The sequence below is a fragment of the Streptomyces sp. NPDC093064 genome, assembly GCF_044754605.1.
Classification (GTDB): Bacteria; Actinomycetota; Actinomycetes; order Streptomycetales; family Streptomycetaceae; genus Streptomyces.
On sequence record NZ_JBIVPK010000013.1, the window covers coordinates 26,128 to 52,010 of the forward strand.

The 25,883-nt window shown below is 71.5% G+C and carries 21 protein-coding genes; 8 read left to right on the plus strand and 13 right to left on the minus strand.

The features are described 5' to 3' along the window. Nucleotides 1-219 (minus strand): hypothetical protein (locus tag ACIQFZ_RS17770; RefSeq protein ID WP_402691624.1); only part of this gene is annotated, 219 nt, incomplete at its 3' end. A gap of 265 nt (nucleotides 220-484) precedes the next feature. Beyond that, nucleotides 485-2,248, minus strand: coding sequence for an arginine--tRNA ligase (argS, locus tag ACIQFZ_RS17775; RefSeq protein WP_365416475.1), 1,764 nt, complete (start codon nucleotides 2,246-2,248; stop codon nucleotides 485-487). A 231-nt stretch (nucleotides 2,249-2,479) separates the two neighbouring features. On the opposite strand from argS, the gene lysS reads away from it, so the two are divergent. Next, nucleotides 2,480-4,219 (plus strand): lysine--tRNA ligase, encoded by a 1,740-nt coding sequence (gene lysS / locus ACIQFZ_RS17780; RefSeq protein WP_376651842.1) that lies wholly within the window; start codon nucleotides 2,480-2,482, stop codon nucleotides 4,217-4,219. An 87-nt stretch (nucleotides 4,220-4,306) separates the two neighbouring features. Here lysS and ACIQFZ_RS17785 read toward each other — a convergent pair whose 3' ends face one another. The 3 genes from ACIQFZ_RS17785 to ACIQFZ_RS17795 form a co-directional block, all read right to left on the minus strand. Next, nucleotides 4,307-5,641 (minus strand): DUF2637 domain-containing protein, encoded by a 1,335-nt coding sequence (locus tag ACIQFZ_RS17785; RefSeq protein WP_402691708.1) that lies wholly within the window; start codon nucleotides 5,639-5,641, stop codon nucleotides 4,307-4,309. A gap of 131 nt (nucleotides 5,642-5,772) precedes the next feature. Beyond that, on the minus strand, nucleotides 5,773-6,648 hold the full coding sequence (locus ACIQFZ_RS17790) for a DUF3558 family protein (protein ID WP_376651843.1): 876 nt from the start codon (nucleotides 6,646-6,648) through the stop codon (nucleotides 5,773-5,775). A gap of 118 nt (nucleotides 6,649-6,766) precedes the next feature. Continuing rightward, the gene (locus ACIQFZ_RS17795) at nucleotides 6,767-7,663 is read right to left on the minus strand and encodes a DUF3558 domain-containing protein (RefSeq protein WP_365416481.1); all 897 of its coding nucleotides are present in this window, start codon (nucleotides 7,661-7,663) and stop codon (nucleotides 6,767-6,769) included. Nucleotides 7,664-7,848: 185 nt separating this feature from the next. Between ACIQFZ_RS17795 and ACIQFZ_RS17800 the strand changes: the two genes are divergently transcribed. Next, entirely contained in the window at nucleotides 7,849-9,042 is a 1,194-nt protein-coding gene (locus ACIQFZ_RS17800; protein ID WP_365416483.1) for an RtcB family protein, read from the plus strand. Nucleotides 9,043-9,078: 36 nt separating this feature from the next. On the opposite strand, the gene ACIQFZ_RS17805 is transcribed toward ACIQFZ_RS17800, so the two are convergent. From ACIQFZ_RS17805 to ACIQFZ_RS17815, 3 genes are read right to left on the minus strand one after another with little or no spacing between them, the layout of a single operon-like run. Continuing rightward, nucleotides 9,079-9,237, minus strand: coding sequence for a hypothetical protein (locus ACIQFZ_RS17805; protein WP_365416485.1), 159 nt, complete (start codon nucleotides 9,235-9,237; stop codon nucleotides 9,079-9,081). Further along, nucleotides 9,234-10,013, minus strand: a complete 780-nt coding sequence (locus tag ACIQFZ_RS17810; protein ID WP_402691625.1) for an SDR family NAD(P)-dependent oxidoreductase — start codon at nucleotides 10,011-10,013, stop codon at nucleotides 9,234-9,236. Before ACIQFZ_RS17810 ends, ACIQFZ_RS17805 begins: the two co-directional genes overlap by 4 nt. Nucleotides 10,014-10,070: 57 nt before the next feature. Next, nucleotides 10,071-10,409 (minus strand): YnfA family protein, encoded by a 339-nt coding sequence (locus ACIQFZ_RS17815; RefSeq protein ID WP_361420948.1) that lies wholly within the window; start codon nucleotides 10,407-10,409, stop codon nucleotides 10,071-10,073. A 182-nt stretch (nucleotides 10,410-10,591) separates the two neighbouring features. On the opposite strand from ACIQFZ_RS17815, the gene ACIQFZ_RS17820 reads away from it, so the two are divergent. The 4 genes from ACIQFZ_RS17820 (at nucleotide 10,592) to ACIQFZ_RS17835 (ending at nucleotide 14,700) form a co-directional block, all read left to right on the plus strand. Then, nucleotides 10,592-11,695: an LLM class flavin-dependent oxidoreductase gene (locus ACIQFZ_RS17820; protein WP_365416489.1), complete on the plus strand. Its 1,104-nt coding sequence runs from the start codon at nucleotides 10,592-10,594 to the stop codon at nucleotides 11,693-11,695. Then, a complete protein-coding gene (locus tag ACIQFZ_RS17825; RefSeq protein ID WP_365416491.1) occupies nucleotides 11,692-12,315 on the plus strand; it encodes a CE1759 family FMN reductase in 624 nt (207 codons plus the stop codon). Before ACIQFZ_RS17820 ends, ACIQFZ_RS17825 begins: the two co-directional genes overlap by 4 nt. 171 nt (nucleotides 12,316-12,486) lie before the next feature. Beyond that, the gene (locus ACIQFZ_RS17830) at nucleotides 12,487-13,215 is read left to right on the plus strand and encodes a response regulator transcription factor (protein WP_365416493.1); all 729 of its coding nucleotides are present in this window, start codon (nucleotides 12,487-12,489) and stop codon (nucleotides 13,213-13,215) included. After that, nucleotides 13,216-14,700: an ATP-binding protein gene (locus ACIQFZ_RS17835; protein WP_402691626.1), complete on the plus strand. Its 1,485-nt coding sequence runs from the start codon at nucleotides 13,216-13,218 to the stop codon at nucleotides 14,698-14,700. 60 nt (nucleotides 14,701-14,760) lie between these two features. Here the strand turns inward: ACIQFZ_RS17835 and ACIQFZ_RS17840 are convergent, their stop codons facing one another. The 3 genes from ACIQFZ_RS17840 to ACIQFZ_RS17850 form a co-directional block, all read right to left on the minus strand. Further along, entirely contained in the window at nucleotides 14,761-16,572 is a 1,812-nt protein-coding gene (locus ACIQFZ_RS17840) for a phosphatidylglycerol lysyltransferase domain-containing protein (protein WP_365416495.1), read from the minus strand. Nucleotides 16,573-16,790: 218 nt separating this feature from the next. Further along, nucleotides 16,791-17,117, minus strand: a complete 327-nt coding sequence (locus ACIQFZ_RS17845) for a hypothetical protein (protein WP_383057261.1) — start codon at nucleotides 17,115-17,117, stop codon at nucleotides 16,791-16,793. 74 nt (nucleotides 17,118-17,191) lie between these two features. Continuing rightward, nucleotides 17,192-17,524, minus strand: a complete 333-nt coding sequence (locus ACIQFZ_RS17850; protein ID WP_365416499.1) for a CU044_2847 family protein — start codon at nucleotides 17,522-17,524, stop codon at nucleotides 17,192-17,194. Between the two features lie 144 nt (nucleotides 17,525-17,668). On the opposite strand from ACIQFZ_RS17850, the gene ACIQFZ_RS17855 reads away from it, so the two are divergent. Next, entirely contained in the window at nucleotides 17,669-17,884 is a 216-nt protein-coding gene (locus ACIQFZ_RS17855) for a hypothetical protein (protein WP_365416500.1), read from the plus strand. Continuing rightward, nucleotides 17,881-19,791, plus strand: coding sequence for an aKG-HExxH-type peptide beta-hydroxylase (locus ACIQFZ_RS17860; RefSeq protein WP_402691627.1), 1,911 nt, complete (start codon nucleotides 17,881-17,883; stop codon nucleotides 19,789-19,791). Before ACIQFZ_RS17855 ends, ACIQFZ_RS17860 begins: the two co-directional genes overlap by 4 nt. Here ACIQFZ_RS17860 and fxsT read toward each other — a convergent pair. Both fxsT and ACIQFZ_RS17870 read right to left on the minus strand, forming a co-directional pair. Continuing rightward, complete coding sequence (gene fxsT / locus ACIQFZ_RS17865) at nucleotides 19,788-24,704, minus strand: FxSxx-COOH system tetratricopeptide repeat protein (protein WP_402691628.1); 4,917 nt, start codon at nucleotides 24,702-24,704, stop codon at nucleotides 19,788-19,790. The genes ACIQFZ_RS17860 and fxsT overlap by 4 nt on opposite strands. Beyond that, complete coding sequence (locus tag ACIQFZ_RS17870; protein ID WP_402691629.1) at nucleotides 24,701-25,849, minus strand: AAA family ATPase; 1,149 nt, start codon at nucleotides 25,847-25,849, stop codon at nucleotides 24,701-24,703. The genes fxsT and ACIQFZ_RS17870 overlap by 4 nt, the downstream gene beginning before the upstream one ends. Nucleotides 25,850-25,883 lie beyond the last annotated feature (34 nt).

Genomic DNA, 25,883 nt, shown 5'->3' on the forward strand with positions numbered 1-25,883 from the left:
GGCGAGCAGCAGGGGGTGCTGGATCATCGACTCCCCACCCTCCTCCCGGCGGCGCATGAGCGCGGCGAGGAGGAGAGGGTGGCCGATGATCGGGTCCTCCCCGTGTTCCTCACGCCGGGAGAGCAGCGCGGCCAGCAGAAGCGGTCCGATGGCGGACTCCTCTTCCTCCTGGCCGACGCCTGCCTTCTCCCGAGTGGGGCTCTCCGTCGTTGCCGTCATGGATTCCTCCTTCTGTGAAGCAAGACGCAGACGCATGACGCAGCGGAGTGCCCGAACTGTGGGAAGTTCCGCGCTCCGCTCCTTCGTCATCGTCGGGGCCCCCGGTGCCCGCCGCACTTCGATCTTGTGCGCGGGGAAGGGGCCCCCGGCGGCGCGTACAGGCCGCAGGAGGTGGGGGACATGCCCGGACGTCCGCCGCAACGCGCGCAGGCCCCGACCCGTCGAGTACGGGGCGGGGCCTGCGGCGGACGGACCGGCGGATCCGTCAGAGGCGCTCGGGCGTCCGGATGCCCAGCAGGGCCATGCCCTGCTGCAGGATGCGCGCGGTGACGTCGCACAGGAACAGGCGGTTCTCCACCTGCTCCGGCGTCTCCGCCTTCAGCACCGGGCACTTGTCGTAGAAGGTCGTGTACAGGGACGCCAGCTGGTACAGGTACGCGGTCAGCTTGTGCGGGGCGTACTCCGCGGCCGCCTCCCGCACCATCTCCGCGAAGGCGTCGGCGTGCAGGCCCAACGCCCGCTCCGCCTGCGTCAGTTCCAGCTCCGGGTGGGCGCAGGGCCGTACCTCTCCGGCCTTGCGCAGGATCGACTGGATCCGGGCGTAGGCGTACTGGAGGTAGACCGACGTGTCGCCGTTCAGCGAGACCATCTGGTCCAGGTCGAACTTGTAGTCCCGGCTCGCCGAGGTCGACAGGTCCGCGTACTTCACCGCGCCGATGCCCACTTGGGCACCCCGCTCGGCGATCTCCTCGTCCGAGAGGTCCTGCGCCTTTTCCCGGACGACCGCCGAGGCACGCTCGATCGCCTCGTCGAGCAGGTCGACCAGGCGGACCGTCTCGCCCTCACGGGTCTTGAACGGCTTGCCGTCCTTGCCGAGCACCGTGCCGAACGCCAACTGGTACGCCGTCACGTCGTCGTTCAGCCAGCCGGCCCGCCGCGCGGTCTCGAAGACCATCTTGAAGTGCAGGGACTGCCGGGCGTCCACGACGTACAGCAGGGTGTTCGCCTTGAGGTTGAAGACCCTGTCCCTGATCGCCGACAGGTCGGTGGCCGCGTAGCCGTAGCCGCCGTCGGACTTCTGGACGATCAGCGGGACCGGGTTGCCGTCCGGGCCCTTGACGTCGTCGAAGAAGACGCACAGGGCGCCCTCCGAGCGGACCGCCACGCCGGACTCCTCCAGCAGGCGGCAGGTCTCGGCGAGCATGTCGTTGTAGCCGGACTCACCGACGATGTCCGGGTCCCGGACATCCATGTCCAGCTTCTCGAAGACGGAGAAGAAGTAGATCTTCGACTCGTCCACGAACTTCTGCCACATGGCCACCGTGTGCGCGTCGCCGGCCTGGAGGTCCACCACCCGGCGCCGGGCCCGCGTCTTGAACTCCTCGTCGGAATCGAAGAGCTTGCGCGCGGCCTTGTAGAGGCGGTCGAGGTTCGACATCGCCTCCGCGCCGGTCACCTCGGACGCCTTGTGGTCCAGCTCGTGCGGGTGCTCGTCCAGATACTGGATGAGCATGCCGAACTGGGTGCCCCAGTCGCCGATGTGGTGCCGGCGGACCACGTTCTCGCCGGTGAACTCCAGGAGCTGGACGACGGAGTCGCCGATCACCGCGGACCGCAGGTGGCCGACGTGCATCTCCTTCGCCACGTTCGGCTGGGCGTAGTCGATCACCGTCGTGCCCGGCTGCTCCGCGTACGGCACACCCAGCCGGCCCTCGGAGTCGGCCGCCCGCGCCGCGAGGTTCTCCGTGATCGCCCGGTCGGTGACCGTGATGTTGAGGAATCCGGGTCCGGAGACCTCGATGTCCTTGATCAGATCACCGGTGACCACGTGCCCGACGACCTGCGCCGCCAGCTCCCGCGGGTTCGACTTCGCCTGCTTGGCCAGTGCCAGGATGCCGTTGGCCTGGAAGTCCGCCCGGTCGCTGCGTCGCAGCAGCGGGTCCGCGGCGGCGGTCTCCGGCAGGGTGGCCGAGAGGGCGGACGCGAGGCGCTGGTGGACGGAAGCGGTGAGGGACGTGACCGAGGCCATAGGAAAGGGTGCCGTTCTCCTCGTGCGGATGGATAGACAGGCCCAGTATCCCATGCGGGGTAAAGCGAATTTTCCGGCCGACGGGTGAACGCAGGGCCGTCCGCACCCGTCCAACGCGTTGAAAAGGTGTTTTCGCGGATACCGACCCGCCTGGGACAATGGAGCGGTCAGCCGTGCGACCGTAGCGGCTGCCCACGGAGAACCTTCAGAGAAACTTCAGGGAAAGAGGACGTGCCGATCGTGGCTCAGAGCACCGAGACCGCCGACTGGGTCTCCCGTTTCGCGGACGACGTCATCGAGGAGTCGGAGCGTCGGGCCCCGGGCAAACCGGTCGTCGTCGCGTCCGGGCTGTCGCCGTCCGGCCCCATCCACCTGGGCAACCTGCGCGAGGTCATGACCCCGCACCTCGTCGCCGACGAGATCCGCCGCCGCGGGTACCGGGTACGGCACCTGATCTCCTGGGACGACTACGACCGGTACCGCAAGGTCCCGGCCGGGATCGCCGGTGTCGACGAGTCGTGGGCCGAGCACATCGGCAAGCCGCTGACCTCCGTCCCGGCCCCGAAGGGCTCGGCGCACCCCAACTGGGCCGAGCACTTCAAGGCCGCCATGGTCGCCTCGCTCGCCGAACTGGGGGTGGAGTTCGACGGCATCAGCCAGACCGCGCAGTACACCTCCGGCGCGTACCGCGAGCAGATCCTGCACGCGATGAAGCACCGCGGGGACATCGACGCGATCCTCGGCCAGTACCGCACCAAGCCCAAGGCGGCCAAGAAGCAGCAGAAGCCCCTGGACGAGGCCGAGCTGGAGGCCGAGGAGGGCTCGGGCGCCGCGTCCGAGGACGACGGCAGCTCCGGCTCCGCCGGCTACTTCCCGTACAAGCCGTTCTGCGGCAACTGCGAGAAGGACCTCACCACCGTCACCGCCTACGACGACGACTCCACCGAGCTGACCTACGCCTGCACCGCGTGCGGCTTCTCGGAGACGGTCCGGCTCAGCGAGTTCAACCGCGGCAAGCTGGTCTGGAAGGTCGACTGGCCGATGCGGTGGGCGTACGAGGGCGTGATCTTCGAGCCGAGCGGTGTCGACCACTCCTCGCCGGGGTCCTCGTTCCAGGTCGGCGGGCAGATCGTCGGGATCTTCGGCGGCAAGCAGCCGATCGGTCCGATGTACGCCTTCGTGGGCATCTCCGGCATGGCGAAGATGTCGTCCTCGCGCGGTGGCGTCCCCACCCCGGCCGACGCGCTGAAGATCATGGAGCCGCAGCTCCTGCGGTGGCTGTACGCCCGGCGCAGGCCGAACCAGTCCTTCAAGATCGCCTTCGACCAGGAGATCCAGCGCCTGTACGACGAGTGGGACAAGCTCGCCGCCAAGGTCGCCGACGGCTCGGCGCTGCCCGGTGACGTCGCCGCGTACACGCGCGCGGTGGGCACCGCCGCCGACGAGCTGCCGAAGACGCGGCGCCCGCTGCCGTACCGCACGCTCGCGTCCGTCGCCGACATCACCGCCGGCCACCAGGACCAGGCGCTGCGCATCCTGTCCGAACTCGACCCGGCCGACCCGCTGGGCTCGCTCGACGAGGCCCGCCCGCGGTACGACAGGGCCGAGGCGTGGATCAACACCCACGTCCCCGCCGACCAGCGCACCATCGTCCGCGAGGAGCCCGACACCGACCTGCTGAAGTCCCTCGACGAGCCGTCCCAGCAGTCGATCCGGCTGCTGCTCGACGGCCTTCAGGACCACTGGTCGCTCGACGGGCTCACGCACCTCGTCTACGGCGTGCCCAAGGTCCAGGCCGGGTTCTCCGCCGACGCCACGCCCAAGGAGCTGCCGCCGGAGATCAAGACCGCCCAGCGGTCCTTCTTCGCGCTGCTCTACCACCTGCTCGTCGGCCGCGACACCGGGCCGCGACTGCCCACGCTGCTGCTCGCGGTGGGGCAGGAGCGGGTGCGGGCCCTGCTCGGGGAGTAGCGGACGCGGCGAAGCGCTACGCGGTGATACGACGAGGGGCCCTCAGGCGAGGGCCCCTCGTTCGTGGTTCAGGCTTCGGCTCGTGGTTCAGGCGATGTGGTCTTCCTCCAGCTCCGCGTTGAAGCGGTTGGAGAAGCGGCTCACCAGGTGCTTGGCCTCGTTGTCGGGCAGCGAGATCCCGTACGTGGCCTCCACCCCGTCGGCGAACTCGCGGGGGGTGGGCAGGCTGCCGTTGATCGACTGACGGAAGATCTGGTAGTAGGCCTCCTCGTCCGGCTCCGTGGGCGGGGTGCCGCCGCCTTCGCCGAGCTGGCGGGTGCGGTTCGGGCCGGCCGGGATGGGGAAGCTGCCGGTGTCCTCCGGGGAGGGCTGCTCGGGCTGCTGCGGCTGCGGGGCCTCGCCCTGGTGATTCTGGTACTCCTGGTGCCCCTGGTGTTCCTCGTACCACTCCTCGTACGGGGGTTCCTCGTACGGAGGCTCCGGCTCGTACGCCGGCTCGTACGCCGGGTCGTAGCCGCCGTGGTAGTCGACCTGCTGGGCGGCGGAGAACCAGGGACTCGCTTCGTCCGGGGCCTGCTGTTCCTGTACCGGCTGCCCGCCGTTGTGGGCGCCGGCCAGCTGGGGGCGCTGCCCGCCGGGAGGTGCCTCCGCCAGGGCCGGAACGGGCTGGGAGGCTCCCTCGCCGCCCATCCGTGCCGCCTCGGCGGCGCGAGCGTCCACGGCCGTCTCGACCTGCGGGCGTGGCGGGATCACGGCCGGTTCTATGCCCGCGGCCGCCAGGCCCGCCGGGGCCGTCTCCCCCAGGGGGACGCCGTACCGGGCGAGACGCAGTGGCATCAGGGACTCCACCGGGGCCTTGCGGCGCCAGGCCCGGCCGAAGCGGGAGCGCAACCGGGCCTGGTAGACGAGACGTTCCTGTTCCAGCTTGATGACCTGGTCGTAGGAGCGCAGCTCCCACAGCTTCATCCGGCGCCACAGCAGGAAGGTGGGGACGGGGGAGAGCAGCCAGCGGGTCAGGCGGACGCCCTCCATGTGCTTGTCCGCCGTGATGTCCGCGATCCGGCCGATCGCGTGCCGGGCCGCCTCCACGGCGACCACGAACAGCACCGGGATCACCGCGTGCATGCCCACGCCCAGCGGGTCTGGCCAGGCGGCGGCGCCGTTGAAGGCGATGGTGGCCAGCGTCAGCACCCACGCGGTCTGGCGCAGCAGCGGGAAGGGGATCCGGATCCAGGTCAGGAGCAGATCCAGGGCGAGCAGCACACAGATGCCCGCGTCGATGCCGATCGGGAACACATAACTGAAGTTCCCGAAGCCCTTCTTGAGGGCGAGTTCACGGACGGCCGCGTAAGAACCCGCGAAGCCGATACCGGCGATGATCACGGCACCCGTGACGACCACGCCGATGAGAACGCGGTGCATCCGGGTCAGCTGTGGCGTGGCCACCCGTAACTCCCTCCCCTTGCGTGTTGGTTGCGCGCAACAGGGTGGCACATCTGTGCGAGGGGCGTGGGACCGGTCCGGATGCTCCGCTTCTACGGGCCGTCCGTGGGTCAGCCGGTGGACGCGGACTTCGACGGTGAGGCCGACTTCGCGGGGGACTTGGACGCCGAGGAGGAAGAGGAGGTGCTCGGCGCACCGCCGCCGGACGCGCGGTTCGCCGTCGCCACCGCGGACACCGCTTCCTTGGCGGCCTTCTCCGCGGCCTTCGTCAGGTCGTTGGCGTCCGGGGTCGAGTCACCGGCCAGACCGGCACCGTTGTAGTCGAGGGTGACGACCACGTTCTCCACCCGCGCCACGACCGTCTGCTGCTTGAAGGCGCCTTCCTTCTTCTTCAGGTCGTAGCGCACCACCGTGGCCTCGTCGCCGGTTCCGGACACCGGCTCCGACTTCGCGTTCTGCGCGTTCGCCACGTTCCGGGCGTCCTGCACCTGCCGCTGGTAGAACTCGTGCGCCTGCTTCTCGCCGGTGCCGCGGGTGACATCGGACTCGAAACGCAGCAGCGACACGTTGAGCCAGCGGAACTGAGAGCCCTTCACGCCGTTGTTGTCCAGGCTGTTCCAGGAGCAGCCGGTACGCGTGGAGAGGTCGCTGGAGGCGCTCTCCTTGCCCGACTTCGCACCCTGCGGGAGCAGTTCGCCGAGCGTCTTGTCCGACAGCACCTTGCACGCCTGGGGCAGCTTCGCGTACGCCGCCGCCTGCACCGTCGGCGACGGGCTCGCGGAGCCCTTCACGTCGCCCGCCGTGGTCTGCTTGGCACCGCCGCCGGAGCCGGAGTCCGAGGAGGAGCAGGCCGCGGCGAGCAGCATCACGGGGACGGCGATCGCGCAGACAAGGGCGCGGTTCGGACGCTTCGCCCGCGGGGCTTGCTGGGCTCGCGGGGCTCGCTCTTCTCGCTGGGCTGCTCGCTGCATGGTTCCTTCGCTCATGACGCTCGTGGTTCCTGCGGTCGGATCGGGTCCGAGGGGCCACCGTACGCGGTGAGACAGTCGCGCGGTCCCACTTGTCGTACTGAGCGCGGAGGCACCGGGTGCCGCGCGAGAGTCGTCAACCACCCAGTGAATCGGCCAGCCGAGAGGCCAGTTTCCTTGCCTTGTCCTGCATTTCCTTGCTGTCCGGGACGACGCCGACGGTCGCCGGCTGCTCCTCGTACACGATGGTCACGACCACGTTGGACGTGCGAAATGCCACAGTCACGGTGCGCTGCCTGGCAGTCGAACCGGAGCTGTTGAGCGCGTCGTCGAGGAACGCCTCGTCGCCGAGATCGCTCAGGAGCCGGGGCTGGAGGTCGGCCGAAGAGGCGTCGCCGGAGGCGGACGAGGAGGAGGAAGGGGAGCCGGGGGACGACGAGGACGACTGGGACGAAGAGGACGGCGACGACGACGGGGACGACGGGACACCGCCGGAAGCGGAACCGGAAGGTGATGCGGAGCCCGCGCCGGAGGCGGCCTTGGACTCGGTCGTGGAGGCCGAGGTCTCGGTGGCGGTCGGCTCGGGAAGGTGCGCGGCGGCCCGTTTGGCGGCGAAGACCGACTGCGCCTGAGTGTCGTCGCTGACCGTGTTGTCGTAGGAGACGACCCGCTCGAAGTCGACGGAGAGGTGGTCGGTGGCGTCCGAGGACTCCACTTTCCAGCGGCATCCGACCTTGCGGTCGGTGTCGTACGTGAGCGTCGCCTGGCCCTCGTAGGCCTTGTCGCGCTGGTCCACGTCCATGATCTGCTTGATGCCGGGCAGCAGCGAGTCGAGGGTGTTGTGGCCGACCGCGCGGCAGGCCTCCGGAAGCGTCCGGTACTTGCCCGGCTGGGCCGCCGCCGTCGTCGGGTCGGAGCCGCCGGGGTTGGCGTTGTCCGCCTGGCCGTCACTCGACGAACCACCGGTGCAGCCGCCCAGCAGCAGCGCCGCGAGGAGCGCGGCCGCGCCGGGTACGTACGCCTTCCGCAGCACGGTCAGGCTCCTCTCGCTTTCACTGGCCCCGCTGGTTATTCGCTTGCCGGGCGGGGGCGCTCCCAGGAGACAATGTGTATCGCACGCACTGCCGTGGACGCCGGTCCGTTGTCCTGTTTCACCGACCTTGGCGCCGGTATTGCGTTTCCATGCTTCTGTTTTGTTTCCGGGGGAATGAGGGCGATATGTCGTATGTGGAGATGCCGGGCGCGAAGGTCCCGATCCGCATGTGGGCCGACCCGGCGACGGTCGAGGACGTGGCGATGCAGCAGCTCCGTAACGTCGCGACCCTCCCCTGGATCAAGGGCCTGGCCGTCATGCCGGACGTGCACTACGGCAAGGGCGCGACGGTCGGCTCGGTCATCGCGATGCGGGGCGCGGTCTGCCCGGCGGCGGTGGGCGTGGACATCGGCTGCGGAATGTCGGCCGTGAAGACCTCGCTGAGGGCCGGCGATCTGCCCGGCGACCTGTCCCGCCTCCGCTCGAAGATCGAGCAGGCGATTCCGGTGGGGCGGGGAATGCACGACCATCCCGTCGATCCGGGACGGTTCCACGGCCTGGCCACCGCGGGGTGGGACGGGTTCTGGGGGCGTTTCGACGGGGTGGCGGAGGCGGTCAGATTCCGTCAGGAGCGCGCCACGAAGCAGATGGGAACGCTGGGCAGCGGAAACCACTTCGTGGAGGTCTGCGTCGACGAGTCCCAGTCGGTGTGGCTCATGCTGCACTCCGGTTCCCGCAACATCGGCAAGGAACTCGCCGAGCACCACATCGGCGTCGCGCAGAAGCTCGCGTACAACCAGGGGCTGGTCGACCGCGACCTCGCCGTCTTCGTGGCGGACACACCGCAGATGGCGGCGTACGAGCACGACCTGTACTGGGCCCAGGAGTACGCGAGGTACAACCGCGCGATCATGATGGCGCTCCTGAAGGACGTGATCCGCCGGGAGTTCAAGAAGGCCAGGGTGACCTTCGAGCCCGAGGTGAGCTGCCATCACAACTACGTGAACCGCGAGCGCTACGAGGGCATGGACCTCCTCGTCACCCGCAAGGGAGCGATCAGCGCCCGGGTCGGGGAGTACGGCATCATCCCGGGCTCCATGGGCACCGGCTCGTACATCGTCAAGGGCCTCGGGAACGAGGAGTCCTTCAACTCCGCGTCGCACGGCGCCGGCCGGCGCATGAGCCGCAACGCCGCCAAGCGCCGCTTCTCCACCAAGGACCTGGAGGAGCAGACACGGGGCGTGGAGTGCCGCAAGGACTCGGGCGTCGTCGACGAGATCCCGGGCGCCTACAAGCCGATCGAGCAGGTCATCGACCAGCAGCGGGACCTCGTGGAGGTCGTGGCCAAGCTGCGGCAGGTCGTCTGCGTGAAGGGCTGAGGCCCGCGGGCGCGCTCGTACGCCCGGGCCGTACGGCTACTTGGCGTGGCGGACCGCGTAGATCATCACGAAGGCGACGACGTGGATGCCGAAGAGGAAGTAGCCGAGGTAGTACCAGACGTACCGCTCGCGCTTCTTCTCCAGGGCGAGGCGCTCCCGGTCCCGCTCCGGATCCCGGTCGCGGTTGTCGGTCATCGCGGCTCCCGGTGGACCTTGGTGTTCGACGCCTGGGCGCGGGGGCGGACCACCAGGAGGTCGATGTTGACGTGGCTGGGGCGGGTGATTGCCCAGGTGATGGTGTCGGCCACGTCGTCGGCCGTCAGGGGCTCGGCCACGCCGTCGTAGACCTTGGCGGCCTTCTCCCGGTCGCCGCCGAAACGGGTGAGGGCGAACTCCTCGGTCCTGACCATGCCGGGGGCGATCTCGATGACCCGGACCGGCCTGCCGACGATCTCCAGGCGGAGGGTCTCGGCGAGGACGTGGGCGCCGTGCTTGGCGGCGACATAGCCACCGCCGCCCTCGTAGGTGCCGTGACCGGCGGTGGAGGAGACCACGACCACCGTGCCGTCGCCACTGGCCTCCAGCTTGGGCAGGAGGGCCTGGGTGAGGTTGAGGGTGCCGAGGACGTTCGTCTCGTACATCGTGCGCCAGTCGGCCGGGTCGCCGGTGGCGACGGAGTCGGCGCCCAGTGCCCCGCCCGCGTTGTTGACCAGGACGCCGACGGCCTTGAAGGCCGTGGCGAACTCGTCCACCGCCGCGCGGTCGGTGACGTCCAGCTGGTAGGCGGTGGCGGAGTGGCCGGCCGCGCCGATCTCCTCGGCCAGCGCCTCGATGCGGTCCTTGCGGCGGGCGGTCAGGACGACCCGGTAGCCGGCGGCGGCGAGCTGCCGGGCCGTGGCGGCGCCGATGCCGCTGCTCGCACCGGTCACGACGGCGATGCGGGAGGCGGCGGACGGGGCGGCGGTGGCCATGGGCTGCTCCTCGGGGCGGAGATGTGGTGCGTTCGCTCCGTCCAGACTAGGTGAACGTCAGCCGCCGTTCCGTGGCGCCCACATGATCACGGCCATGCCCGCCAGGCAGACCAGCACGCCGGTCACGTCCCAGCGGTCGGGCCGGTAGCCGTCGGCGACCATGCCCCACAGGATCGAACCGGCGACGAAGATCCCGCCGTAGGCGGCGAGGACGCGGCCGAAGTGGGCATCGGGCTGGAAGGTGGCGACGAAGCCGTACGCGCCGAGCGCGAGGACGCCGCCGGCGGCCCACATCCAGCCGCGGTGCTCGCGCACGCCCTGCCAGACCAGCCAGGCGCCGCCGATCTCGAACAGCGCGGCGACGACGAAGAGGGCGGCGGAACGCAGGATCAGCATGAGGGCAGCCTCGCACGGGGCCTGAGCCGGGCAGAAGGCGGTCCGGCCGGCCGCTTTCCGGTCGCCGCCCTCCCTCGTGGGGGCCGGCCGAGTCGTCGTGTCGGGCGGGGCGGAATACTTCCGGGACGGGGACGGTTGGGCAGCTATAGTTGAACCGTCAACAACTTGGAGGGTGAGTGGCCATGCAGTTCGGGATCTTCAGCGTCGGCGACGTCACGCCGGACCCCACCACGGGGCGTACGCCGACCGAGCGCGAGCGGATCAAGGCCATGGTCGCCATCGCGCTGAAGGCCGAGGAGGTCGGCCTGGACGTCTTCGCGACCGGTGAGCACCACAACCCGCCGTTCGTGCCGTCGTCCCCGACCACGATGCTCGGCTACATCGCCGCGCGGACGGAGCGGCTGATCCTGTCCACCTCCACCACCCTGATCACCACCAACGACCCGGTGAAGATCGCCGAGGACTTCGCGATGCTCCAGCACCTGGCCGACGGGCGGGTGGACGTGATGATGGGGCGTGGCAATACCGGTCCGGTCTACCCCTGGTTCGGGCAGGACATCCGGCAGGGCATCAACCTCGCCGTCGAGAACTACGCCCTGCTGCACCGCCTGTGGCGCGAGGACGTCGTCGACTGGGAGGGCAAGTTCCGCACGCCGTTGCAGGGCTTCACCTCCACGCCCCGCCCGCTGGACGGCGTACCGCCCTTCGTCTGGCACGGATCCATCCGCTCCCCGGAGATCGCCGAGCAGGCCGCGTACTACGGCGACGGCTTCTTCCACAACAACATCTTCTGGCCGGCCGACCACACCAAGCGGATGGTCGAGCTGTACCGGGCCCGGTACGCCCACTACGGGCACGGCACGCCCGAGCAGGCGATCGTCGGGCTCGGCGGCCAGGTGTTCATGCGGAAGAACTCCCAGGACGCGGTGCGCGAGTTCCGTCCCTACTTCGACAACGCGCCGGTCTACGGCCACGGGCCCTCCCTGGAGGACTTCACCGCCCAGACCCCGCTGACCGTCGGCTCCCCGCAGCAGGTCATCGAGAAGACGCTGTCCTTCCGCGAGTACGCCGGCGACTACCAGCGCCAGCTGTTCCTGATGGACCACGCGGGCCTGCCCCTGAAGACCGTGCTGGAGCAGATCGACATGCTCGGCGAGGAGGTCGTGCCGGTACTGCGCGAGGAGTTCGCCAAGGGCCGCCCGGCGAACGTGCCGGACGCGCCGAACCATGACTCCCTGCTGGCCGCGAGCCGGTCCGGGAACGAGGAAGAGGTGAGCACCGTATGAAGCTCGTCGTCGTCTCGGCCGGGCTGAGCGTCCCGTCCTCCACGCGGCTGCTGGCCGACCGGCTGGCGGCCGCGACGGCCGAGCACGCCGGGGCGGTGGACACGCGCGTGATCGAACTGCGGGACCTGGCCGTGGAGATCGCGCACAACTTCACGGGCGGCTTCCCCGGCCCGGCCCTGGCGGACGCGCTGGACGCGGTCGCGGAGGCGGACGGGCTGATCGTCGTCACGCCGGTGTTCTCCGCCTCCTACAGCGGACTGTTCAAGTCCTTCTTCGACGTGCTCGGAGTACGGGACGAGGGCGCGCTGGCCGGCAAGCCGGTGCTGATCGCCGCGACCGGCGGCACCGCCCGCCACTCCCTGGTCCTCGACCACGCACTGCGTCCGCTCTTCGCGTACCTGAAGGCCGTCGTCGTCCCCACCGGCGTCTACGCCGCCTCGGAGGACTGGGGCGCCGAGGGCCTGCCCGAGCGGATCGCGCGGGCCGCGCGGGAACTGGCGGCGCTGATGACGGGGCTGTCGGCGGGGCGGGTCGCCGTGCCGGAGCAGGCCGCGTCCGCGCAGGCCGGCGGGTTCACCGTGGTGCCGTTCGAGGAGCAGCTGGCGGCGCTGCGGAGGTGACGCGTATCCGCCGCTCGGGAGGGCCGCGGGCGGGTGGGGGCCGCCGCCGATGGTGAGAGGACGGTAGGCGGCCCGCCGCGTTGCCTCCGAGTCGGTGAGAGGCGGGTAAAAAGGGTGATCGTAGGCCCATTCGTCTCGGCCGCGGGCCTGTGGCCTTGGCAGACTGGACGGGTGCCTCAGACTCTGCTCCTCGCCGAAGACGACCGTGCCATCCGTCACGCCCTGGAGCGTGCCCTGACGTTGGAGGGCTACGACGTGACGGCGGTCGCCGACGGCGTGGAGGCACTCGCCCAGGCCCACAAGAGCCCGCCGGACGTCCTCGTCCTCGATGTGATGATGCCGGGCATCGACGGGCTCCAGGTCTGCCGGGTGCTGCGCGCCGAGGGCGACCGCACCCCGATCCTCATGCTCACCGCCCTGGTGGAGACCGCCGACCGGATCGCCGGCCTGGACGCCGGCGCCGACGACTACGTCGTCAAGCCGTTCGACGTGGAGGAGGTCTTCGCCCGGCTGCGCGCCCTGCTGCGCCGCACCAGCCCGGTCGGCGTCGGCGCGGGCGGTGCGGGGGACGTACCGGTGAAGGAGCCGCAGGTGCCCGAGCGGCAGATCGAGGCGGCCGGGATCCGTATGGACCCCCAGGCCCGCCGGGTGTGGAGGGGCACACGCGAGCTGGAGCTGACCCGCACCGAGTTCGAACTCCTCGAGCTGCTCGTCCGCAACACGGGGATCGTGCTGGACCACTCCACCATCTACGACCGGATCTGGGGCTACGACTTCGGCCCCGGCTCCAAGAACCTCGCCGTCTACGTCGGCTACCTGCGCCGCAAGCTCGACGAGCCGAACGCGCCGCAGCTGATCCACACCGTCCGAGGCGTGGGCTACGTGCTCCGGGAGGACTGAGTGGGCCGCCTCGCGCGGCTGCTGGACAGACCGCGGCCCCGGCTGTCGTCGCTGCGGACCACGTTCGCGGTGTCGTTCGCCGTGGTGACCGCCGCCGTCACCGTCCTCGTCGGCATCCTGTCGTACAACACCGCCGCCCGGCTGGTGCGGGTGGACCAGCAGTCGGTGTTCACCCAGGTCGTGCAGGACGTACGGGACGAGGTCCGGCGCTACCAGCTGACGCCCGCGGACTTCACCTCCTCCCGCCCCGGGCACGAACTGGTCCGGCCCAACCGCACCAACGTGCAGGTGCTCGGCGCCCACGGCGAGATCGTCGACCACGGCACACCGCCGCTGCCCGTGACCGCCGAGGACAAGGCCGTCGCCGCCGCCGCGAAGGCCGGCAAGGCCGTCGAGTACAAGGACGTGCACGTCCAGGGCGAGGTGTACCGGATCGCGACCGTCGCCCTCGGCAAGGGCCACGGCGCCGTGCAGGTCGCCCAGGAGTTCAGCGACACCGAGGACCTGCTGCGCGCGCTCCAGCAGCGCACGCTGATCCTGATGGGGGCCGTGGTGATCGCCGCCGGCCTGTGCGGCTGGTGGCTGGCCCGCCGCATCACGCGCCGGCTGGTGATCCTCACCTCCGCCGCCGAGGGCGTCGCCCGCACCCGGCAGCTCGGCGTCGAGGTGCCCGTCACCGGCTACGACGAGGTGGGCCGCCTCGGCCGCTCCTTCGACCGTATGCTGGGCCGGCTCGCCCAGTCCGAGGAGGACCAGCGCCGCCTGGTCCAGGACGCGGGCCACGAACTGCGTACGCCGCTGACCTCCCTGCGTACGAACATCTCCCTGCTGCGCCGCATCGACGAACTGCCGCCCGCCACCCGCGAGGAACTGGTCGCCGACCTGACCCAGGAGGCCCGCGAGCTGACCGACCTGGTCAACGAACTGGTCGACCTCGCGGCCGGGCAGTCCGACTCCGAGCCCGTGCAGCGGGTCGACGTCGCCGACATCGCCGAGGACGTCGCGGGACTGGCGCGCCGGCGCAGCGGACGCGACATCGTGGTCCGCTCCAGCGGCGACACCACGATCCAGGGCCGGCCGGGCATGCTCCAGCGGGCCATCTCCAACCTCGTGGAGAACGCCACCAAGTTCGACCGCGGCGGCAAGGCGCCCATCGAGATCGCCGTCGCCGGGCCCGCCCGGCCGGGCACGGTCCGCGTCGAGGTCCTCGACCGCGGGCCCGGTATCGCCGCGGGCGACCTGATACGCGTCTTCGACCGCTTCTACCGCGCCGCCGACGCCCGCTCCCTGCCCGGTTCCGGCCTCGGCCTGTCCATCGTCCGCGAGGTGGCCCTGGCCCACGGCGGCGCGCCGTTCGCCTTCCACCGCGAGGGCGGCGGATCGGTGATCGGGTTCACGGCGGGCGCGGAACGGGGCCACCACAACACGGGCGGAACCGCGACCGGATCCCGCGGTCCGGGCCGGGACCCGGGCCGCGGCACCTGAGACGGGACACCTGAGACGGGACACCGTCCGGGGACCCGGGACGCCGACGGGATCCGCCCTCTAGGAAGAGGTGTCGGCGTACTCCCCGTCCGGCCGGGACTCCTTGCGGCGGGCGAGGGACGGCAGGGCGGGCGGGGTGAGGAAGCCCTCGGCGCGGGCGCTGGCGATCCCGATGCGCGGGATGTCGCTGCTCTTGGCGAACAGCAGGAAGCGGGGCTCCCAGACCGGCCGGTACTTGGCGTTGGCGCGGTACAGCGACTCGATCTGCCACCAGCGGGAGAAGAAGGTGAGCACCGAGCGCCACAGCCGCAGCACCGGCCCGGCGCCCAGCCGCGCCCCGCGTTCGAAGACCGAGCGGAACATGGCGAAGTTCAGCGAGACGCGCTGCACCCCGAACTCCTCCGCGCGCAGCAGCAGTTCGACCACCATGAACTCCATCAGGCCGTTCTCGCCGTCGCGGTCGCGGCGCATCAGGTCAAGCGACAGTCCGTGCTCGCCCCACGGGACGAAGCTCAGCAGCGCCCGCGGCACCCCGTCGGCGTCCCGGCACTCCAGCATCACGCAGCGGCCGTCGGCCGGATCGCCCAGCCGTCCCAGCGCCATGGAGAAACCGCGCTCGGTGGCGCCGTCGCGCCAGCGGTCGGCGCGCTCGACGAGCAGGGCCATCTCCTCGTCGGGGATGTCCTCGTGCCGGCGCACGCACACGGTGTAGCCGGCCCGGCGGACCCGGTTGTGGGCCTGCCGTACGACGCGCATGGCGCGCCCCTCAAGGCTGAAGTCGGCGACGTCGACGATGGCCTCGTCGCCCAGTTCGAGGGCGTCGAGACCATGCCGGGCGTAGATCGTGCCGGCCTCCTCGCTCGCGCCCATCACGGCGGGCGTCCAGGCGTGCCGGCGGGCCTCGGCCAGCCAGGCGTCGATGGCACCGGGCCACGCCTCCGGGTCGCCGATGGGGTCGCCGGAGGCGAGGCTGACCCCGCCGACGACGCGGTAGGTGACGGCGGCCTTGCCGGTGGGGGAGAAGATCGCGGCCTTGTCGCGGCGGAGCGCGAAGTAGCCGAGGGAGTCCCGCTCGCCGTGTCCGTCGAGCAGTTCGCGCAGCCGCTTCTCGTCCTCCTCGCCGAGCAGGGCGCGGCCGCGGGGGGAGCGGAAGCAGGCGTACAGGACGAGGAGGAAGGTCGCCGCCATCGAGATGTTGATGGTGATGTCGACCCAGTGGGGCACGTGCACGGCAGGAACACGGTCGGCGAGAGGGCCGACGCTGACGCCGCGCAGCAGGACGTAGCCGATCCGCTCGGTCAGGGAGGCGTCGCCGTGCGCCCGGTTGGTGGCGTCCACCAGCCAGGTGCCGAGGCCCGCGCTGACCAGGACGCCGCCGGCGCCGACGGCGAGGGCGAGCCTCGGGTTGGAGCGGTCGCCGACGGCGTGGAACTCGCGTCGGCCGATCAGCAGCGCGGTCACGAAGAGGCCGGTGAGCGCGGCGGAGACCCAGTTGAAGACGTGGTCGTGGTACCGGTCCTGGGTCAGCGCGAGGACGTAGAGGACGAACAGGGGTCCGGCGAGCAGCAGGTTGAACGCCCAGGCGGCCCGTTTGCGGCGCCGCATCACCACGGCCAGGAACAGCGCGAGCGCCGCCGAGACCAGGCCGGCGGTGGCCAGGTACGGCGTGAAGAACTCACCGCCGTTGTGCTCGTGGACCTCCTCGCGGAACGGCAGGGAGACCACCGCGACGATGTTGAGCACCGCGAGCAGCCGCAGGTACCAGACGGTGGCCGCCGCGGCCCGTGTCCGTAGCCGGAGGCCCGGCGGGGGAGACGGGGAGGCGCCGGCGTCACGCTGGGCGGGGACGAGGAGCGACTGCTGTGCGGGCATGGGTGACACGTCACCTCGGAGCGGGCCGGGCAAGCCGGCGGGGACGGAACCGGCGTGGACAAAGGGGGAGCCGGAGGGCGAGCGGTCGTACGTCCAATGGCGATGGCGCCGACCCTACGCTCTGTAGGGTAACGGGGATGCGTCGGACCCTGGTTCGCTGAGCGCCTGGAAAAGGTAAGGAAAAGGAACGAAGGCGCGGGACGGGGCGGGCCCGGCTCCTATTCGGTGGGAAGCGAGGCGGGTGCGCGCCGGCCGTCGGCGGGAGCGGCCGTGCGTCTGCGGGACGCCGTCAGCAGCCAGGCCAGGTTGCCCACCGCCGCGCCGGCCGCCACTGTGGCGACGATCACCCCGGCCGTGGCGAAGCCGGCCCGGAACAGCCGCGGCCGCGGGTTGAGGCTGTGCAGCCCGAAGCCGCACAGCAGATAGACCCCGACGGCGGCGATGGTGAGGCTGACGACGAGCAGGACGACGGTCGGCCCGAGCCCGCCCTGCGCGTCCTCCCCGGGCGAAGCACCGGGCCGCCCCGTACCACGTGCTTCCTGCATGGGTCCCCCGTCGGTGGTTGAATGGCGAGCCGACCCCCTACAGTACGTAGGGCTGCTGCCGGAGGGAAACCGGTTCAGTCACCCGCCGTGTCCGACCGCCACGTCATCGTCACTTTCAGATGCGCCTCCGCCTCCGACTTGGCGATGACCGCGCCCAGTTCGGCGTTGAAGCGCACCCCGAACTCCAGGCCGACCTCGCTGGGCGGGCTCGGCATGTCCCGCAGCCGTCGCAGCGCGGCCGCGGCGGCGTTCCGGATCCGGTCGACGCCCTCCTCGAACGACGCCGCGGCGTCGGCCACCGCGTCGCCCGCGCGGGAGACCTCGACCACGCCCGGTTCGTCCTCCGCCACCTCCACGACCAGGAAACCGTCACCGTCCCGTGCCGGGAAACGCAGCAACCGCGTCATGTCCGTCCCCTCCTGATGCCTCGTCCGGTCCCGCGCCGGCCCCACGCTGTATGACCTGCGGCCGTCTTCCACTGGCGGGCCATTGCAGCCACCATGGAAGCGCACCCCGAGCCGCCAAACCACCACGTCAGGGGGAACCACGGTATGGCAGAGTCTGCGAAGGACTTCTGTTCCGACCTCGTCGATCTATCCGGGATCTCTTTGGCGGAGCTGCATTCCTGCGACGATCCGGCACTGCGACGCGCGTTGAGTCGGGCGGAGATCAGGGCGAGTCTGGCATTCGGGACGCTCGACGAATCCAACAGTGAGGAAATGAGCTTCCTGCGCAGTCGCCGCCGGCCGGATCAGCAGCGGTCGTGACCACGTCGGCGTTGGACGTCCACCGGCTGTCCCGGGAGTCGCTCAGGGCTATCGCGGCGGGTAACGCGGCCGAGGCGGACCTGCGCCTGCTGCGCACCGCACAGCGCAGCCAACTCCTTCTGGTGTTGCGTGCGTTGCTGGACCAACTCGGGGAAGAGGCCTCGCCTGCCCGGCATCCCGCCGGCCTGCCGTCGGCGCAGGCGGCCTGGCAACTGCTGTGCACGGCTCAGCGAGCGGCCCCCGAGGCGGTCGAGTCCGTACTCGACGACCCCACCGTCATGGCCTGGGCCCTGCGACTGCTCAGGCGCCTCGGCGGAACCGCCGCCCCGGTGACGCCCTCCCTGCCGCTGTGGGCCGACCTCGGCCAGTTCCAGGCGCTGGCCGCTGCGGCGGCACTGCGTGCCCGGATCCCCGCCGTGCTGCGCGTGCCCGCGTACCGGGGCACGGTCTGGCTGCCCGGCGCGGGCGTGGCCGGCCCGGTGGCGCGACGCCGATGGAGCCAGACGGAGTTCCGGGTGGAACGGGACGGCGCCGTCGTGCGGGGTGAGACGGGGGACGTACGACTGCCCCGGCAGCCGTCGACGCCGGCTCCGGGCTGGCGGCCACTGCGACCGGTCCGCGGTGCCGCGTCCGGCGCGACCGAGGCCGGGCCGTCGCTGGACACGGTCACTCCCTACCGCGACTTCACCCGGTACCCGAAATCCCCCAGCAGGCTGGGGGAACGCCGATTACACGAATGGGAGGAGCGCCTCGCCGGCGCCTACGCCCTGCTGGACCGGGAGCCGACCGCGGACACCGCCGCGGTGAGGTCGTTGGTACGGGTGCTCGTGCCGCGTCCGTTCCAGTCGGCGAGGGGCGGTCTCGTGGCCAGCGCGTCCTCGGTCGACGCCTTCGGCGCGATCACACTGTCCCTGCCGTACGACGCCACGCAGACGGCCGCCGTCCTCGTCCACGAGACCCGGCACCAGCAGTTGAACGCGGTACTCAGCCTGGTGCGGCTGATCCAGGTCGCCGACGACCGCTCGGACGGGCCGGAGCCACGGCGGCGGCTCCATTACGCGCCGTGGCGCAGTGACCCCCGACCGGCGCTGGGACTGCTCCACGGAACCTTCGCGTTCTCCGGGGTGGCTCGTTTCTGGCGGACGCACCGCCAGTATGTGACGGGGGCTGAGGCGCAGCGCGCGGACTTCGAGTTCGCCGTCCTCAGGGAGCAACTGCGCGAAGCCGCGGTGTCCCTCGTGGCCGAGGACGACCTGACCGAGGCGGGCCGGCTGTTCGTCGAGGAGGCCACGGCGCAGATCCAGGAGTGGCAGGAGGAAGAGATACCGGTCCTCCCGGGCCGCCTGGCCCGCGACTACTGTCTGCTGCGGCATGCCGTGTGGCGGGCGCGGCACCTGGAGGTCGAGAACAGCGCGGCGCGGCGACTCGCCGCGGCCTGGGCGGCCGGGGAACCGGCTCCGGGCTTGCCGCCCTCCACCGTGTGTCCCCGTCCGGACCGGGTCCGCCTCGACAGATTCGGACCACTGGCCAGGTACCGCCTCTCCGCGCCGGACCGGTTCGAGCGCGACCGCCGGCAGGCTGAGCGGAGCGGGGACCCCGCACGCCGCGCCGAGTACGCCGCCGTCGCGGGCGACACCGCGCGGGCCGTGCTCCGCTACGCAGAGTGGACCGCACGGGAACCGCGGAACACGGAGGCATGGATCGGGGCCGCGCTGGCTTTGCCGGAGCACGCTCGGGGAGCCGGGGCAGCCGTGCTGCTGGACCGGCCGGAAGTCGTGGCCGCGGTCCGCCGGGCTGTCGCCTCCGACCGGGGCGACACTCCCGACCCCCTCCATCTGGCCGCGTGGCTCGGCGGTGCGGGCGCGGTCGGCATCCGGCCCGCCCACACCACTCCGAGCGGTGTCTAGAGGGAGATCAGGTCGATGTCCGCGTTGGCCCGCAGGCCCTTCTCGGCATCGAGCGTGGCGGGGTGGGAAGGACCGAGAACGCTGCGGTAGCGCTTCAGCGCCTCCGCGTACTTCGCCTCGCCCTCCTCGGTCCTTCCCACCGCCTTCAGGTCGTAACTCAGGTTGAGCTGGATGGCCAGGTTCGCCGGGTGGCTCTCGCGCAGCCGCGCCGACTCCTCGGCCACGGCCTCGTTGATGGCATACGCCTCCTGGGTACGGCCGAGCGCGAAGTGGTCACTGGCCAGGTTCATACGGGCGAGCAGCGTACGGGGGTGGTCCTGACCGAGCGTGCGGGTCAGGCCCTCGACCGCCTCCTGGTCCAGCTTCAGCGCCGCCTCGGGCTGATCGAGCAGCCTGAGTACCACCGCGAGGTTCATGGCCACCGCGTAACTGTGCGGATGCTCCGGGCCGTAGCTGTTGCGGTGCTTGTCCAGCGCCTGCTGGTTCAGGACGCGCGATTCCTGGAGCTTGCCGACCTGCCGCAGGTCGGTGGCGTGGCTCACCGCCATCTGCAGGTACTGCCTGCTGTTGGTCCCGAAGAGGTCGCTGACCAGTGTGATGAGCTGGGACGACAGCTCATGGGCACCCTTGTGGTCGCCCTTCTTGCGGCGGGTCACGCACAGGTTCCGGCTGATCTGGGCGGTGAGCGGGTGCTTCTCGCCCAGTTGCTCCCGGACCTCTTCGGTCAGCCGCTCGTAGCCGTCGAGCGACTCCTCGTACCGGCCGATCTCCTGGAGGTCGAGCAGGTAGGCGTTCTGGGTGGACAGCGTGTAGATGTGGTCCTCGCCCAGGGCCTCGATCCTGCGCTGCCAGGTGTCGTAGTCCAGTTCCCGCGCCCTGTCCGAGTCGCCGGCCAGACGCAGACTGACCGCGTAGTTGTGCGCGGCGAGGAGGGTGGCGGGGTCGTCCGCTCCGAACTCCCGCAGGCTGGTCTCGTACACCTGCTGGTCCATCTCACGCGCCTCCCGGAAGTTCCCCCGGTTGCGGTGGTGGACGGCCAGGAAGCTCTGCGCCTGCAGCGTGTTCTCGTGCGCCTCGCCGAGGATCGTGCGGAAGCGCTCCACGAGCGAGGACTGCATGGTGTACGCGCGTTCGCGGTCATTGCCCTGTTCGAGCAGGGCCTGGGCGATCTGCTGGTCCACGGCGAGGACCTCCTCGTGGTCCTCGCCGAGGCGTTCGCGCCAGATCTTCGCGGCGCGCCTGCCCAGGGCCAGGGCGGCCGCGTGGTCGCCCCGGGCGCGCAGGAACCACACCTCGTTCAGGACCAGGCGGCGGGTCCAGGGCTCCTCGCACCCCACCGCGTTGGAGGCGTTCACATGGGTGAGAAGGCTCGAATAGCGCGGCCAGTACGTGACGCGCTCCGGATTGCTCGGGTCGGCGTGGGAGAGCAGCTGATGGGCGGCGTGCCGCATGGTCGCCTGTTCCTGCGTGTTCATCTGCTCGATCAGCACGCGCTGCACCAAGCGGTGCATCTGAACCGTGTTCTGCCGGTGGTCGATCCGCGCCAGCGCGTACCGGCCGATCTCTCGGATCGCGCGGCCCAGTTTGACCGGGTCGTCCAGCGCGGACTGCAGCTCCTGCGGGACGGAGATGCCGCGGACCGCGGAGAACAGGTCCCACTCGATGGGCTCGGGAGCGAAGAAGGCGCAGACCTGGAGGAGTTGGAGGGCGTCCGGCCGGGTCTCGCGCAGCCGGCCGAGGGAGACGTTCCAGGCGGCCGCCACCGACAGCGGGTAGTCGCCGGGCGGTTCCGACTGCATCAACTCGGTGAAGTTGCGCTCGTAGACCTCGAGGTACTGCTGCACGGGCATCCCGGTCTCGGCGAGCCACACCGCGGCCTGTTCCACCGCGAGCGGCAGGTCGCCGAGGGCGGCGGCGAGATGGTCGACGGCGTCGTCGGGCAGCTGGGGGCTGCGGCGGCGCAGCAGGGCGACGCTCTCGCCGCGTGCGAACACGTCGACCTCCAGAGAGCTGGCGTCGGTGGACCACTGGAAGTTCCGGGAGGTCACGACGATGCGTCCGGGCCCGTCGCTGGGGAAGTACTTGCGCACCTCCTTCGGGTTCTCCGCGTTGTCGAACACCAGCAGCCAGTCGCGGTACGGCTCGCCCCGGCGCAGGGCGTCGAGCACCGCGGGCACCGCGCTCATCTCGGAACCCACCTGGAGGCCCATCTGCTCGCCCAGTTCGATCAGCGACTGGACGATCTGGTTCTCCTGCTCGGAGGGGATCCACCAGATGAGCCGGTAGTCCCGGCTGCGCTGGTAGACGTACTCGATGGCGATCTGCGACTTGCCGACGCCGCCCATGCCGTGCAGGGCCTCGGGCAGGACCGCGGTGACACCGTTGCTCTGCCGTTCCTGGAGCCGTTCCTGGAGCCGTTCGAGCAGCGTCTCGCGCCCCGTGAAGTTCCGGTTCCGCTGCGGGACGTTCCCCCAGATGCGGGGCGGGTCGTGCGGGCTTCGCGGGCCCGTGGCAACGGGCAGACCGGCAGTCACGGCGATGCCTCCTTGTCGTGGACGCGCGGGCGCGGACGCGGGCGCGGGGGAGGGGCTGGGCTGGGTGGGCGGAACGGGGGCGGACGACGGTTCCGTGGGTGAATTCCCCGCCGGTTGCGGGGTGTTCGCCGGTTGTGGGGTTTCAGGCGTTCGCGGCCCGTAATCTAGCGCGTCCGTGGGCGCAATGTTCAATTCTGATCGCATTTCTACGGATGAATACCCTGATGGCCGCTGGTGCCCTGGTGTGGGTGCCGTGCCGGCGGCGACCTTTCCGGCCTGGTGGGGGACGGCCGTGCGCTGCAGCAGCCGGCCCAGGTGGTTGGCGCGAGCGAGGTAGGGCCCGGACACCGCGCACAGCGCCGTGTACAGGTGGCTGACGAACGGGCGGGTCTGCTCCGTCATCGGGGGGTCCGCCGGATCCCCTTCCGGGGCGACCAGCGCGCTCGCGCCCTCCCCCCACACCTCCTCCAGCACCGGTCCGAGATGGCGCCGGACCTCGTCCAGCGCCCGGATCGTCTCGGCCCGGCTGCCGAGGGCGAGCAGTTCCTCCCGTACGCCATCGGCGAAGTCGAAGGACACCCGGTGGGGGTCCTCGACGTCCGCGGTGTCGTCGGTGCGGCGCACCAGGCCCAGCAGCACGATTTCGGCCAGGTTCCAGAATCTCGCGCCGGGCTGGGCCTGTTGGAGCAGCCGCATCACAGGGAGGTTGAGGGGGGCCGCGGCCAGGCGCTGGGCGAGGGCGTACGCGGCCGGGGAGGCGGTGGCGCGGAACCTGCGCACCGCGGTGGCGGCCCGCCTGGCCCGCCGGACCGCGGGCGACTCGTCCGCGCCGGCGCCGGCCCGCCGCGGTTCCGTGGACCGGGGCGGGTCCGCGGGCCGTGGCACTGTCCGCTGCGGTTCGGGGTGCGGCGGCTCCGCCACGATGCTGGCGAGCCGCTCGGGGACGGGGCCGATCACCGCCGAGCGCAGGTCCCGGTCCGGCGCGGTCCACAGCGCGGCCAGCCCGTGCCATTCGCCGCTGCCCGCCGCGGCCACCAGCCGGGCCCAGCGGGCCAGTGACGTCGGCCGCAGCTCGACGACCGGCACCGGGATCGCGGTCCCCAGCCCGGGGTGCGGCGCGAACTCCGGCTCGGGGCCCAGCGGGTCCGCCTGCGGGTGCTTCCACTCCGCGTCGTAGGAGCGGTTGGGCGCGGCGGGGGCGGGTGCCCGCAGCCGGGTCCGGGCGACCGTGGGCAGCGTCAGGTCCCACAGGTGCTGGGGCAGCAGGCTCAGTACGGCGACGGGGGAGTGCCGGCCCAGCCGGTGCAGCAGCGCCGCCGCCCGGCCGGTGCGCCATGCGCTGTGGCCGCCGTCGGTGACCGCCAGCACCAACTGTCGGTCTCCGGAGTGGAGTTCGGCCGCCGCGAGGCCCGCCGTCGCCGCGTCGCCGCCATCCGGGTCCCAGCGGACCCGCCGTACGGTGCGGAAGGCCGCCGTCTGCTCCATCAGCTCGGCGATCTGCCGTGCCGTGTACGACCACAGGGCCATCGAAGGACTGTCGTCCACCAGCAGCAGCAGGTCCAGCCGCCGCTCCGGGACCGCCCGGCACACCGGTGTCCACACCCCGGCCAGCGCCGCCTGCTCGGCGGTCGCCTCCTCGTCCAGCTCCAGCTCGTGGGGCGAGGCGAGGAACAGGCGCAGCGGGCGCAGCGATCTGCCCAGAGCCAGGGAGTCGGCCAGCCGGGGGGACGCGGGCCAGCCGGCCTGCTCGGTGGGCCACGCGTCCGCGTGCGGGGCGGGGCGGGTCCGCAGACCGGCCGGCCTCGCCGCGGGGAGCGCGGCGAAGAGCGGGCGGGCCGCGTCCGCCAGGGTGGTCAGCCCCTCTTCCAGCAGGAGCAGTTCGTCAAGTTCGTCGCCGGATCCGAGGCCGTGGCCGTCGTCCTGCGCCTCGGGGGTCCGGGAGCCGTCGTCGGGTGTGCGGGAGTCGCCCGGAGCCGGGGTCTCGCCGGCCGGGTGACGGTCGCCCGTGCCGTCCTCGGGGTCCGGGGGCGTACCGCCCCGGCCCTCGGGCGCGCCCTCCCGGTCGTCGGGTGCGGCGGATCCGGCGGCCGGGTCGCCGCCGGGGGCCCCGGGCGGCCAGGAGGCGACGGGCCCGGGGGAGTCGTGGCGGTCCCGCCGCGCCGGTCGCTCCCCGGGACGGTTCTCCCGGCGGGACCGCTCGCCGCGCTCCCGGGCCTCGCGGCCGGGCACGTCGAACAGCGGCACGGCGGCGTCCTGGCAGGCCGCCAGGTACAGCGCGTCGGCCAGTTCCGTCCAGGTCGGCAGCTCCCGGTCCGGGGCAGCCCGGGTTCCCCCCTCCGGCCGGTCGGGTGAGGCGGGGGTTCCGGGAGACGCCGTCATCCGGCCCTCGTTTCCGCCCCCGCTCCGTCGAGCCGGTGCCACAGCGCGTCCACGAGGTGCTCCAGCGACTCCTCGTCCTCGCCGGGGAAACGGCCGGAGGTGGCCAGGAACACGGCGTTGAGCAGCTGGTCCACGGCGAGGCCGCCGCGCTCCCGGCTGTTGCGCAGGAACCGCTCGACCAGTTCCTCCGCCCGGGCGGAGTTCGCCGACCCCTGCGCCGCCTCCCTCAGATGGGCCGCGATCATGTCGACCAGTTGCGAACGGTCCGGGTCCGGCATCCGGAGCCGCAGACAGCGGCGGAGGAAGGCCGGCGGGAACTCGCGCTCGCCGTTGGAGGTGATCACCACGATCGGGAACGCCCGGCACTTGACGACACCGTCGGCGATCTCGGCGCTGCGGTGCGGATCGTCGGTCATCACCGTCACCCTGGGGTGCAGGCGCCGGGCCCGGACCAGTTCGGTGACGGGGTACTGGCCTTCCTCGAAGACGCCGAGCAGGTCGTTGGCCAGGTCCTGGTCGCTCTTGTCCAACTCGTCGATCAAGAGCACCCGCGGCAGCTCATAGGGCAGCAACGCAGTGCCGAGCGGGCCGAGTTGGAGGTAGTCGCCGATCCCGGGAAGGCCCTCCTCGCCCGGTGTGCGGCCCTGCGGAGCGCCATCGCCCGCGCCGTCCGTGGCGGTCACGCCGTCCGTGTCGTACGGCCGGTGCGCGGCGCGTAACGCCGCCGAGTCCTGGACCCGGCCGATCGCGTCGTACTCGTAGAGCCCGGAGCGCAGCGTGGTGCGGCTGGTGATGTGCCAGCGCAGCACGCGGCCCAGCTTCAGCTCCCGGCTGATGCGGTAGGCGAGGGACGACTTCCCCGTCCCGGGGCGGCCGGTGACGAGCAGCGGCCGGCGCAGCAGCAGGGCCGCGTTGACCATGTCGGTCTCACGCCTGAGCTGGTCGGAACCCGTGGATAACGCCGAGACGCGGCCCAGCCGGCGCTCGATCTCCTCGTCGTCCGCCGGGGGCGGGTCCACCACGGGACCGCCGGTGAACCGGCGCCAGGGCGGCGGGGGCGGCAGGAGTTCGTCGAGGCTGGTGTCGTACAGGGGCTGCCCCGTACCGCGGTAGATCCACCACCGCTGGTCGGAGGCGCCCCGCATCGAGCCTTCGGGTACGGGGCCCGCGGTGCCGTTC